This window comes from Candidatus Pantoea rara, assembly GCF_051136265.1.
GTDB classification, from domain to species: domain Bacteria; phylum Pseudomonadota; class Gammaproteobacteria; order Enterobacterales; family Enterobacteriaceae; genus Pantoea; species Pantoea rara.
In genome coordinates this window covers 2,376,930-2,389,717 of sequence record NZ_CP194942.1, presented here as the reverse complement: position 1 = coordinate 2,389,717, position 12,788 = coordinate 2,376,930, and the positions used below count along the sequence as shown (strand labels likewise).

Annotated in this window: 10 protein-coding genes; all 10 read left to right on the top strand. The window is 58.1% G+C overall.

The window, feature by feature from the left end; genetic code table 11:
* The first annotated feature begins 458 nt into the window (after window positions 1-458).
* The 10 genes from ACR8BF_RS11230 (at window position 459) to ACR8BF_RS11185 (ending at window position 12,714) form a co-directional block, all read left to right on the top strand.
* Window positions 459-1,052: an SH3 domain-containing protein gene (locus ACR8BF_RS11230; protein ID WP_292993236.1), complete on the top strand. Its 594-nt coding sequence runs from the start codon at window positions 459-461 to the stop codon at window positions 1,050-1,052.
* Between the two features lie 23 nt (window positions 1,053-1,075).
* Window positions 1,076-1,573 (top strand): type VI secretion system lipoprotein TssJ, encoded by a 498-nt coding sequence (tssJ, locus tag ACR8BF_RS11225; RefSeq protein WP_179895998.1) that lies wholly within the window; start codon window positions 1,076-1,078, stop codon window positions 1,571-1,573.
* 5 nt (window positions 1,574-1,578) lie between these two features.
* Window positions 1,579-2,919, top strand: a complete 1,341-nt coding sequence (gene tssK / locus ACR8BF_RS11220) for a type VI secretion system baseplate subunit TssK (RefSeq protein WP_179897105.1) — start codon at window positions 1,579-1,581, stop codon at window positions 2,917-2,919.
* Window positions 2,920-2,936: 17 nt separating this feature from the next.
* A complete protein-coding gene (locus ACR8BF_RS11215; protein ID WP_434744963.1) occupies window positions 2,937-4,175 on the top strand; it encodes a DotU family type VI secretion system protein in 1,239 nt (412 codons plus the stop codon).
* A gap of 3 nt (window positions 4,176-4,178) precedes the next feature.
* On the top strand, window positions 4,179-7,808 hold the full coding sequence (gene tssM, locus ACR8BF_RS11210; RefSeq protein ID WP_434744962.1) for a type VI secretion system membrane subunit TssM: 3,630 nt from the start codon (window positions 4,179-4,181) through the stop codon (window positions 7,806-7,808).
* A 14-nt stretch (window positions 7,809-7,822) separates the two neighbouring features.
* Window positions 7,823-8,539 (top strand): type VI secretion system-associated protein TagF, encoded by a 717-nt coding sequence (gene tagF, locus ACR8BF_RS11205; RefSeq protein ID WP_090962038.1) that lies wholly within the window; start codon window positions 7,823-7,825, stop codon window positions 8,537-8,539.
* A 16-nt stretch (window positions 8,540-8,555) separates the two neighbouring features.
* The gene (tssA, locus tag ACR8BF_RS11200; protein WP_314984701.1) at window positions 8,556-9,572 is read left to right on the top strand and encodes a type VI secretion system protein TssA; all 1,017 of its coding nucleotides are present in this window, start codon (window positions 8,556-8,558) and stop codon (window positions 9,570-9,572) included.
* A 79-nt stretch (window positions 9,573-9,651) separates the two neighbouring features.
* Window positions 9,652-10,185, top strand: a complete 534-nt coding sequence (gene tssB, locus ACR8BF_RS11195; protein ID WP_008925979.1) for a type VI secretion system contractile sheath small subunit — start codon at window positions 9,652-9,654, stop codon at window positions 10,183-10,185.
* Window positions 10,182-11,681: a type VI secretion system contractile sheath large subunit gene (gene tssC / locus ACR8BF_RS11190; protein ID WP_003853307.1), complete on the top strand. Its 1,500-nt coding sequence runs from the start codon at window positions 10,182-10,184 to the stop codon at window positions 11,679-11,681. The genes tssB and tssC overlap by 4 nt, the downstream gene beginning before the upstream one ends.
* Window positions 11,682-12,231: 550 nt before the next feature.
* On the top strand, window positions 12,232-12,714 hold the full coding sequence (locus ACR8BF_RS11185; protein ID WP_179895996.1) for an Hcp family type VI secretion system effector: 483 nt from the start codon (window positions 12,232-12,234) through the stop codon (window positions 12,712-12,714).
* The last annotated feature ends 74 nt before the right edge of the window (window positions 12,715-12,788 follow it).

The window sequence follows — 12,788 nt, the reverse complement described above, 5'->3', positions numbered from 1 at the left end:
GAATACCTGACTCGTGCGGTAGCTATGAAATCTTATATTGATGTAACTTGTTGAATTGGATCGCTTTAATAAGGTGTCTGGCAGATGTGTTAAGCCATTTTATTTCGTTAGCGAATAACACTGTTATTTTAAATCTGAGTCAATAAGTCTGTTTTTCGACCAGGGATGGCATTAGTAAAGCTTGGGTTTTGCCTGCCTTCTTAAATTTGCCGGGAAAATATTGATCAGGTTTTTGATCGTTTATTACCAGGTCAGATTCCTCCCGTCTCCCGCAGTCGTCTCCATTTATAAATTTTTATACTTAACCTTTTTTGATCGTTTGCCATGCCAGCATGCGACGGTTTAGCGCGGTTCGTTTAAGAATTGTTTTTTAGCATGGCACTAACTCAAATTTTTTGAAGACCTGCTCCCGATTTTCAACACTGACAACCGGCCTCTGGCCACTCTCCAGGATATGAATGGAACACAACATGAAAAAAATGGTGAAGCTCCGTATTGCGTTAGGCCTGATGTTTGTTTTCTCAGTCGCCGGTTGTAAAACACCGCCAAAAATGACCGATGACACGCTGGTCACCAGCACGGTTGACGGCGTGGCGATCAGCCACCGTTACGCCGTTAAACCGCCGGCGCAGTTCAGCCCGGTCAACGAAACTTACCGCGCGCTCTATCCCGGTTCGGTCATGAGCCAGCCAGGTTACGGCGGCAAAGTGGTGGATACCCTGAAAACCGGCGAAAGCTACACCGTGATTGGTCAGGTAGAGAACAACTGGCTGGCGTTGGGTGAACCCGCGCAGGCCGCAGCAGAAGGTAAACCGGACAACGCCACCGCTGCCGTGAAAGATGCTCAGCCCGCCGCGCCGCAGGCAACCGTCCAACTGACGGGCTATGTGCCGTTCCGCGCCGTGGTGAAAAGCGAACTTTACGACCAGACCGTTAAAGCCGATCAGCCAAAACGTCGCGTGCGCAGCAGCAAGAAGAAAACCTGCGTCGCGGTCAACGGTGACAGCACCGCCTGTCAGAACAGCAGTAACGGAACCTGGATCATTAACTAATCGCACAGAGCAGGGAGGGCTTGATGATGAGAACAACACAACTGCGTCGTGGGGTGATCGTGCTGCTGGTGTGGCTGCTTGCCGCTTGCAGCAGTAACAGTACGCCGCCGGTGGCTTACTACAACCTGGACGTGCAGGGACAGAATCAGCTCAATGGCGGTGCGCCGCTGAAGGTCCGTGTGGTGTTACTGAGCTCCGATGCGGAGTTCATGTCGGCGGACTTTTACTCCCTGCAAAACCAGTCGGGAACCGTGCTGGGCAGCGCCCAGCTCAACACCCAACAGTTCTTCCTGACGCCAGGACAGCGTAGCAAAACACTGCGCATCCGGAGTCTGCCGGAGGCACGCTTTATCGGCATCATGGCGGAATATCAGTCGCTGGATGGCAAGGTCTGGCGACTGTCACTGCCGGTTCCCGAAGGCGATTCGCCGTCATTCTGGGCGTTCTGGAAACGTAACGATAGCGAGCTGAATGCCCGCATCGTGGCAGGGATTAATGGCCTTCGCGTGGAAAAACAGTGATGTCTATGAACAGAGCCGAAAAGGTAGTCTGGACCGAGGGGATGTTTCTGCGTCCTCACCATTTCCAGCAGTCAGAAAATTATCTTCTCAGCACCCTGCGTGAGTGGGGCCAGTCACAGCGCGCCTACACATGGGGCTTTTACGATCTGGAGTTCGATGAAGCGCTGCTGCGTCAGGGAAAACTGGCGCTAAGCGCGGCCAGCGGCTGTCTGCCAGACGGCACGTTTTTCTCCTTCAGCCAGCCGCAGCATGGCCCGGCGCCGCTGGATCTGCCGGCTTCTGTTGACCGGAGCAAAGTGGTGCTGGCGATACCGGCCCGGCGCAATGGCCGCGAAGCGGTCGCCTTCAAAGAGTCGCAGGATTCTCTGGCGCGCTATCTCGCCTGGGAAGCGGACGTGGAAGATGACAACGCCCAGGCCGTAGGCAGCGCCACGGTGCAGTTCGGCAAGCTGCGCCTGCGGCTGATGCTGGAACAGGATCTGACCGCTGAGTGGACCGCGATGGGCGTGGCGCAGGTGATTGAAAAACGCAGCGACAACCACATCCGGCTCGACAGCGACTATATCCCGCCGATGCTGACCCTGAACAGCAGCCGTCCGCTGCAGAACATGTTTAACGATCTGCACGGGCTGATCCAGCAACGCAGCCAGCAGCTGAGTCAGCGCGCGCCTGGCACCGGTCGTTTCAACAGCGCCGATATGGTCGATTTTATGCTGCTGGCACTGCTCAATCGTCAGCTTGGCCTGCACAGCCATCTGCAACATTTGCCTCTGCTCCATCCTGAAACGCTCTACAGCCACTGGCTGCAACTGGCGGCGGAGCTCAGCACCTGGACACCCGCCCGCGCACCGGATTTACTGCCGCTCTACGATCATGACGATCTGCACAGCTGCTTCAGCCGCCTGTCGCTGCTACTGCGCCAGGGACTGTCGCAGGTGATGGAAGAGAGCGCGATTCAGCTACCGCTGATTCAGCGTTCCCACGGCCTGAATGTTGCCACCGTGCCGGAGAGCAGCATGGTGCATGAGTTTGGCTTTGTGCTGGCGGTAAAGGCCAGTGTGCCGGCTGACACGCTCAAAACCCATTTCCCTGCGCAGATGAAAGTCGCGCCGGTCAGCAAAATCCGCGATCTGGTGCAGCTGCAGCTGCCGGGTCTGGCACTTCGGGCGATGCCCGGCGCGCCGCCGCAGATACCGTGGCATGCCGGATACAGCTATTTCGAACTGGATAAGAACAGCGAGCTATGGAAAGAGATGGAGCGCTCGGGCGCTTTTGCGCTGCATCTTGCCGGTGAGTTTCCTGGCCTGAACATGGAGTTCTGGGCCATCCGCAGTCAGTCAGAATAATAAACTGAGCACGCAGCATGATGCAGGAACAACAAAAATCACACAGCGATCTTGCGCCCGATGCCAGCCACCAGAATGTGCTGGTCGCGGCGGCTAACCCCCTGATTAACGCGATTCCACAGATCCGCCATTCGGTGTCGCACGAAGACCCGGCGCAACTGCGCCAGCAACTGATCGACCAGATTCGCCGCTTCGAGCTGAGCTGCCAGCAGTCAGGTCTCGGCTACGAAGTGATCATCGGCGCGCGTTACTGCCTTTGTACCGCGCTGGATGAGGCGGCGGCGCTGACGCCGTGGGGCAGTCGCGGCGTCTGGACCAGCAACGGCTTGCTGGTGACTTTTCACAACGAAACCTGGGGTGGCGAGAAGTTTTTCCAGCTACTGGCCAAGCTGTCGCAGAACCCAAGGCGTCACATTCTGATGCTGGAGCTGATCTACTTCTGTCTGCTGCTGGGGTTCGAAGGCCGCTATCGGGTGCTGGACAATGGCCGCTCGCAGCTGGAGACCATCAAACAGCGTCTGCTGCAGATGATCAGAAGCGTGCGAGGCAGTTACGCGGCGGCGCTGTCACCGCATCCTACCGATCAGCCGGTATTGCGCAAGCTGTGGCGACCGATGATCCCGCTGTGGGCCTGCGCCGCAGTCGCCGGGCTGGCAGCCTGCCTGTTCTATATCGTGCTCAACTGGCGTCTGGGCGATTACACCTCGCCGGTGCTGGCCCGCATCTATCAGACGGCGCTGCCGGAAGTGAAGATTGGTAACCCTGCGCCGCCACCGCCCGCTACGCTCAACCTGCGCGCCTTCCTGAAACCGGAAATCGATGCCGGGCTGGTGGCCGTGCGTGACGAAGCGGATCGCAGCGTGGTGACACTGAAAGGGGATGGGCTATTTGCCTCGGCGGCTACCGAGGTGCGCGGACGCTATGTTGACGTGATCCAGCGCATCGCCGCCGCCATGAACAACGTCAGCGGCCAGATTCAGGTGATTGGTTACAGCGATAACGTACCGATCCGCAGCGCACGCTTCGCCTCCAACTTTGAACTCTCACTGGCACGCGCGCGGTCGGTGCAATCCCTGCTGCAACAGCAACTGGCAGATCCGTCACGGGTAAAAGCGGAAGGGCGCGGCGAAAGCAATCCGCTGGTGCCGAACAACAGCGCAGAAAATCGCGCACGTAACCGTCGCGTTGAAATCACACTGCTGGTGGCGCCGGATGCGACGCATGCCGAACTCAACGGCCTGGCGAGAGGGAACTGATCCATGCTGAATATTCTGTTTGCGGTGCTGACCAGTCGCCTGGCGTGGGGCTTTGTCGGCATCACCGCGCTCTCATTTATTATCTGGGTGATTGGCCCGGTCTTCTCTATCGTTGATTCGCGTCCGCTTGAGCCAGAGCAGAACCGGATGATCAGTATCGCGCTGCTCTATCTGGTCTGGGGCCTGGGTCAGGCGATCCCGCGGATCTACAATTTCTGGCTCAACCGCAAGCTGATGTCGAGCCTGGAAACCGGCAAAAGCGATGCGCCGGAAGCCGATCGTCAGCGTCTGACCAGCGAGGAGCAGGTGCTGGCAGGGCGTTTCTCGGAAGCCACGGAGATGCTGAAAAAGGCGCATTTCCAGCGCCACAGCAGCAAGGGCACGCCGTTCTGGGCGCAGCGCTTTGGCCGCCAGTATCTCTATCAGCTGCCTTGGTACATGATCATCGGCGCACCCGGTGCCGGTAAAACCACGGCACTGGTCAACTCCGGCCTGCAGTTTCCGCTGGCGGACAAGTTCGGCAAGTCGGCGCTGCGCGGTATTGGCGGCACCCGCAACTGCGACTGGTGGTTCACCAATGACGCGGTGCTGCTCGATACCGCCGGGCGCTACAGCACCCAGGAGAGTCAGCAGGATCGCGATGCCAGCGAATGGCATCATTTCCTCGACCTGCTGCGTAAATATCGCGGACGTCAGCCGATTAACGGTGTCATCGTCACCCTGAGTGTCTCCGATCTGCTGAGCCAGTCGCCCGAGGCACTGCGCAACCAGGCGCTGGCGCTGCGTCAGCGTCTGATGGAGCTGCACGATCGTCTCGGCATCCGTTTCCCGGTCTATGTGCTGGTCACCAAAGCTGACCTGCTCAAAGGCTTCCGCAGCTACTTCGCCTCGCTGGACAAAGCTCAGCGCGAACAAATCTGGGGGTTCACCTTTCCATGGGCGAAGGCATCCGCCGCCGATTTCGAGCTGAACAGCCAGTTCCAGCAGGAGTATTCACTGCTGCAACAGCGACTCGATGCCGGACTGGCCGATCGTCTGCTGACGGAGAGTGATGCCCAGGCTCGGGCCGAATGTTATCTCTTCCCGCAGGAGTTTGCGGCGTTACGTCCGTTACTGGCAGACGCGCTCGATACGCTGTTTGCCCGCTCCGATTTTGAAACCCAGTTCGCACCACGCGGCATCTACTTTGCCAGTGGCACCCAGGAAGGGCTGCCGTTTGACCGGGTGATGGGCGAGCTGAACCGCGCACTGAATCTGCCGGGTCAGCAGGCGGGCGAGTCGGGAGGCTGGGATCAGGTCAATAAAGAGTCACCGATTCCGCAGAACAAAGGCCAGAGCTTCTTCCTGAAAGGGGTGCTGGAAAATGTGATTTTCCAGGAGTCAGGTCTGGCAGGCAGCAATCGCTGGTGGGAGCTGCGCAACCGCGCCGGATTATGGTCGGGGTATCTGGCGCTGCTGGTGCTGTTACTGGTGGCAGGCGGACTGTGGCTTACCAGCTACAGCAAGAACAAAGCCTATCTTCAGGAGATGGCCGCTAAAGGGCCGCAGGTTGAGCAACTCGGCGATCAGCTTCAGCAGCAGGTCAATGGCGATCTCTTTGCGCTGGTGCCGTATCTCAACACCCTGCTGCATCTGCCGGAAAGCGCCGACTTCTCGCTGGACTCTCCACCGCTGACGCGCCGTATGGGGCTATATCGTGGTACTGAGGTCAGCGATGCGACCCGTGCACTCTATGACAAAGCACTGAAACAGCTGCTGTTGCCGCAGGTGGCGCAGAACATCACCCGCTGGCTACGCAATGACACGGGCAGCGACGCTGACTACAGCTATGAAGCGCTTAAGGCGTATCAGATGCTCTATCAGCCGAAGCACTACGATGGCAAATTCCTGCAGGCCTGGCTGATGCTGAATCTCTCGCGTGAGCTGCCGCAGAACGTTACACAGCAACAGGTGAAACAGCTGGCGTGGCATCTGCAACAGTTGCTGGAGACGCAGATTCACTCCTCGCCGTATGCGAAGGATGACGCGCTGGTAAAGCGCGAGCAGGCGCTGATTAATCAGATGCCGCTGTCACAGCGGGTCTATGGGCGGCTGAAGCGCCTGCTTTCACGCAGCGACAGCCTGCAGCCGGTGACGCTGGCGGCGCTGGGCGGCCCTCAGAGCGAGCTGGTGTTTTCCCGCAAAAGCGGTAAATCGGTGAATGACGGGGTGTCCGGTCTCTATACCCCGGATGGCTACTGGCAGCATGTGGATAAGCAGATTGCCCCGGTGACGCAGGCACTTTATCAGGATGATCTCTGGGTACTTGGCGGTGTTGCGCCGCAACAGAAAAGTGAGCAGACCGATCTCGCGGTGCGCCAGCTCTATGTGCAGGACTATATCGGCCAGTGGGAGCAGTTTCTGAGCGATATCCAGCTCAACAGCAGCGCTGATCTTTCCCAACGTATCAACACCGCGCGTCTGCTGTCGGGCAACCACTCGCCGCTGCGCCAGCTGGTGATTAATCTCAGCAACCTGCTGACACTGAACCGGGCACAGCCCGACGAGAAAACCGCGCAGGCGGCAAAACCGTCGGATAACAGCGCCACCCGCACCCTTGAAGCGCTGTTTACCTCGCCCGACGCGGCGGCGGCGCGTGGACAGGCGGCAGCGCAGGTGTCTCCGGAACAGGCGGTTGCCGTGCATTTTGCGCCCGTGCTTGAGCTGGCGCAGCCGTTGCAGCAGGGCAGCAAGGTGCTGGCGGTGGATGATTTCCTGCACCAGATTGACGATCTCTATCGCTACCTCACGGCGGTGCAGGATGCCGCCAACAGCGGGATGCCGCCACCGGCCAGCGATGCGATCAGTCGCCTTCAGGCCAGCGCCGGACGTCTGCCCGGTTCGCTGCAGAATATGGTTTCCAGCATGGCGGTCGGGGCCAGCAGCGATGCACAGCGACGCGATATGGATAACGTCCGTAAACGCATCACGATGGAAGTGGGCAGCTTCTGTCGTCAGGCGATCGCCGGTCGTTATCCGCTGGTTCGCTCCGCGCGCAGTGAAGTCACCCCAGACGATCTGGCCCGGATGTTTGCGCCCGGCAGCGGCATGATGGACAGCTTCTTCCGCGACAACCTGGCCAGCAAAGTCGATACCACCAACACGGCATGGCGCTTTACGCCGGGTATTGACGGTAAAACGCTGCCGGGTGGCGAAGCGCTGCTTCGTCCTTTCCAGCAGGCACAGTCGATTCGCGATGCGTTCTTTGCCAACGGCGCAACCACGCCAGGCTTCCGCGTCACGCTGCGCACCGTAAAAATGGACAACGACATCCTTAATCTGACGCTGGATGTGGATGGACAGCAATTACGTTACAGCCACGGGCCGCAGGCAGTGCAGATGGTCAGCTGGCCTGGCCCTGGCGGTACCAGCCAGGTGCGGATGCAGCTGGGCCTGACCAACGGCACTACGTCGACGCTGGTCACCAGCGGCCCCTGGGCGCTCAATCGCTTCTTTGACCGCGCCCGGGTTACCGCTGCAGGCGGCCTGACCCGCGAAGCTACGTTCAGCGTGGAAGGTCATCAGGTCACGCTGTCGTTTACCCCAGGCAGCATTCGTAACCCGTTCCAGCTTCCCGGCTTTAGCTGCCCCTGAAACAGGACCCGACAATGACTCATTACGCTGCACCCTGCTGGTACGGCAAATTGCCCAGCGCAGGTGACTTTGTGAAGCGCCGCTTTCCTGACGTGCTCTATCGCCAATGGTCCAGCTGGTTTCAGGTGGGCCTGCATCACTGGCAGAGCAGCCAGGAGAGTGAAAACGCCCCGTCGCGCCCGTTCCTCAACGCGCCGGTCTGGAATTTTGTGGTACCGCCGATGCTGGGCAGTCAGCTGATTCAGATGGGCTGCCTGATCGCCGCACGGGACAGCGTAGGGCGTAACTATCCGCTCTGCGCGCTGCGCCACTTTACCCCCGCCGAGTGGTCGCCCGCGCTGCTGGCCCGCTCCGGCGAGTGGTATCAGCAGGTGGGTAATACGCTGCTGCGGGTAGTGCAGGGCGGTGGGTCACCGGAGCAGCTGGATCAGGCGCTGATCAGCATTCCGCAGCCGCAACCGCCACAGGAAGCGGGTGACGCGTCGGATATTCTCAACGTCATCGGGCATGGCGACACGCCCTCGACGCTGAACTGGGCGTTACCGGGCGAGAACTTCGACCCGCAGTTCTACACCAGTTTCTGGTGGACTAATCAAAGCGACGGTTTCCCGCTTTATACCCAGGTCCACAGCGGTAACTTCACCGCGCAGCTCTTTTCATTGCTGTTTGATCCGGCCGGTGGGGCAAAGCCGGGACGAAACGGACTTTATCCCCCGATGTTTGAATCCTGAGGCGAGACGCATGACGATGAACACTGAGGCTTTGCTGGCTCCGGTCAGTGAGGAAAATCCCGGCGGCGATAACCTGGAGTACGACGCCGATTTTCAGGCAATGGAGCAGGCCAGCGCCGGTAAAGCGGAACAGCAGTTCGGCGACACCATTATTCCTGCCGAACCCGCCGACTGGAACAAAGTCGAAAAGCTGGCGATAGCTTTGCTGGTCCGCAGCAAAGATTTACGCGTGATGCTGGCGCTGACGCATGCCTGGACGGAGCTGAAAGGGCTGCCGGGCTATGCTCAGGGACTGAAGCTGATTGAACAGGCGCTGCTGCTCTACTGGGAGCCGCTGTGGCCCCGCCTGGAAGAGTATGGCGAGCAGGATCCCTTCTACCGTATCAATGCTCTGGCGTTGCTGGGTGACAAGACTGATCTCAGCGGCGCGGTGCGTCAGTGCTGGCTGCTGCGCTATCCCTCTGACGGTATCTCGCTGCGCGATGCCGCCGCCCTGTGCGACGGCAGCAAAACCGAAGTAGCAGATTACCCAGGCGGCCTGCCGCGTCTGATCGACGAACTGGCGCGCGGCGACCAGCCCGGCATTGAGGCCGTGCTGCAGATTCATGAGCGGCTGCAGACCATCTGCGAAACTGTGGCCGAACGGCTGGGCGACGCTGCGGTGCCGGAACTGGCACTGCTGCGCAGGCAGATTGCGCTGATCGCCGAACGCTGCCAGGCCACCGACATCAGCCAGCTGATTCCCACCGCAGTGGCGGAACAGCCCGCAGAAGCCGCTGCACCGGCGGCGACCGCAGCGACGCCGCGCGCGGCGGCGGACTGGCGCACGGTGCAGATTACTTCCCGCGCCGACGCGCAGCTGATGCTGGAAAAAGTGAAGCTCTACTTCACCCAGCATGAGCCGAGTCATCCGGCCCCGCTGATGATTGACCGGGTGCAGCGCTTAATCGAGCGCGACTTCCTGGAGATCATCCGCGAACTGGCACCCGATGGCGTTCATCAGCTGGAAACTATTTTCGGACGTCGCGACTAAGCAGGCGTGACCCACTCACACAGCGGGACCTGCGCGCCTGCTGTGACACATTATCCGCGCATCATTGATGGAGAAAACCATGGCAACAAGCAAATCCAGTGGGCAGAAGTTCATTGCCCGCAATCGCGCGCCTCGCGTTCAGATTGAATATGACGTGGAAATTTATGGCGCGGAACGCAAAATCCAGCTGCCGTTTGTGATGGGCGTGCTGGCCGATCTGGTGGGTAAACCGCTGGAGCCTCAGCCAGGCATCGACGAACGCAAATTCCTTGAGATCGACATCGACAACTTCGATGAGCGCATGAAAGCGCTGAAGCCGCGCGCCGCGTTCCAGGTGGATAACACCCTGAATGGCGAAGGCAAGTTAAACATCGATCTCACTTTTGACAGCATGGATGACTTCTCGCCGGATGCGGTGGCCCGCAACGTTGAGCCGCTGAGCAAGCTGCTGGAAGCGCGTACCCAGCTGGCGAACCTGCTGACCTACATGGACGGCAAAAACGGTGCGGAAGAGCTGATTGGTAAGGTGCTGCAGGATCCGACACTGCTGCAGGCCCTGACCCATCTGCCAAAGCAGGATGAGGCCACTGAAGGTAAGGAGCCACAGGCATGACGCAGACTTCACAACAACCGCAGTCGCAGGGCGCAGCCAGTTTCAGTCAGGATGAGTTCAGCGCGCTGCTGAATAAAGAGTTCCGGCCAAAAAGCGATCAGGCACGCGCGGCGGTTGAAAGCGCAGTGAAAACCCTGGCGCAGCAGGCGCTGGAGAACACCGTCACCGTCTCCAGCGATGCCTATCGCACCATTCAGGCGCTGATTGCTGAGATCGACGAAAAGCTGTCACAGCAGGTGAACCAGATCATTCACCATCCGGAGTTTCAGTCGCTGGAAAGCGCCTGGCGCGGCCTGAGCTATCTGGTGAACAACACCGAAACTGACGAGATGCTGAAAATCCGCTTTATGAGCATCTCCAAGCAGGAGCTGGGCCGTACTCTGAAGCGTTACAAGGGTGCCGGCTGGGATCAAAGCCCGCTGTTCAAAAAGATTTATGAGCAGGAGTATGGTCAGTTCGGCGGCGAGCCGTTTGGCTGCCTGGTGGGCGACTACTACTTCGACCACAGTCCGCAGGATGTTGAGCTGCTGGGTGAGATGGCGCGTATCGGTTCAGCTGCGCACTGTCCGTTTATTACCGGCACCGCGCCGGAAGTGATGCAGATGGAGTCCTGGCAGGAGCTGGCGAATCCACGCGATCTGACCAAGATTTTCCAGAACACCGAATATGCAGCCTGGCGCAGCCTGCGTGAATCGGAAGATGCGCGCTATCTGGGTCTGGTGATGCCGCGTTTCCTGGCGCGTCTGCCTTATGGCATCCGTACCAACCCGGTCGACAGCTTCGATTTCGAAGAGCAGACCGACGGTTCCGATCACGGTAACTACACGTGGAGTAATGCCGCCTACGCGATGGCCGCCAACATCAACCGCTCCTTTAAAGAGTATGGCTGGTGCACGGCGATCCGCGGCGTGGAGTCGGGCGGAGCCGTTGAAAATCTGCCGTGCCACACTTTCCCGAGTGACGACGGCGGCGTGGACATGAAGTGTCCGACCGAAATCGCCATCAGCGATCGTCGCGAAGCCGAACTGGCGAAAAACGGCTTTATGCCGCTGGTGCATCGCAAAAACTCCGACTTCGCCGCCTTTATTGGTGCGCAGTCACTGCAGAAGCCGATGGAGTATCACGACGCCGATGCCACCGCCAATGCTCGTCTGGCCGCGCGTCTTCCCTACCTGTTCGCCTGCTGCCGCTTCGCGCATTACCTGAAATGCATCGTGCGTGACAAGATCGGCTCTTTCCGTGAGCGCGATGAGATGGAACGCTGGCTGAACGACTGGGTGATGAACTACGTCGATGGCGATCCGGCTAACTCTTCGCAGGAGACCAAGTCCCGCAAGCCGCTGGCCGCTGCCGAGGTGAATGTGGAAGAGCAGGAAGACAACCCAGGCTATTACGCTGCGAAATTCTTCCTGCGTCCGCACTACCAGCTGGAAGGTCTGACCGTTTCGCTGCGTCTGGTTTCTAAGCTGCCCTCACTGAAGAATGACAATGCGTAAGGGCTGAGTCGCAAGGTTTTCAGGCGCGAGAGGGTTTTGCGCCTGATGCCTGACAGAAAGGTTGCTGAGATAAATGTCAGGGAGCATGACGGCATGGTTAAAAAGTTTGTCCTGTATTTATTCCATTACCTGCTGATTTTTATTTCTTCCCTGATTTTATTTAGCTGTGCAGGTTATTACCTTTTCTTCTGTGACTGGAATGTCACGATGATGCAGAAAATAACTAACGGCGTCCTGATTATTATATCAGTGACTGCATCGTTAGGTTTTTACTGGGCGGCGAAAAAGCTAAGAGACATCTATTGAGTGTTTGCTTCATTTTCTCCTGGATGTCTTGGCAGTAACCTGCTTTTCGATATGAAAACTGAATGTATAAATTGCCCGGCTTAATGCCGGGTAATTCGGTATCTGAAATGTCGTTTATGACGATATTTCAGAAGCAAGGCAAAGGTAAAATATGGACTGTTTTATTCAGCCCCATGCTTTTCTTTTTGCCATATCCTTGCTTTTTTTGAAAGCAATAATCTCAACCAATAAAGAGTGAAAGATAATGGCTATTGATATGTATCTGAAGGTAGATGGCATTACGGGTGAATCTAAAGATTCAAACCACACGGGTTGGATCGATATTGATTCCTTTTCCTGGGGTGCCAGCCAGCCAGGCAATATGAGCGTGGGTGGTGGTGGTGGTGCAGGTAAAGTTAATTTCAACGACCTGCACATCAACGCTAAAATCGATAAGGCTGTCACCGCGCTGCTCAAGAACTGCGCCAGCGGTAAGCACGTTTCGAAAGTCGAAGTGTCCGTTTGCAAAGCGGGTGGAACACAAATCGAATACACCCGCATCACGCTGGAGGATGTGCTGGTAACTAACGTTCAGTTTGTGGGTTCCGAGCACGACGATACCCTGGGCGTAACCTATGCCTTCCAGGCCTCTAAAGTAAAACAGCAGTACTGGGAGCAGAGCTCTTCCGGTGGTAAAGGCGCAGAAACCAGCGCTGGCTGGGATATTAAAGGCAACAAAGAAGCGTAAGAAGCGATACGCCTCCGGACAGGAGGCGTATCTTTCCTGGCCAGAGAAGTCAGCGTCTTCATGCGCCTTCTCCA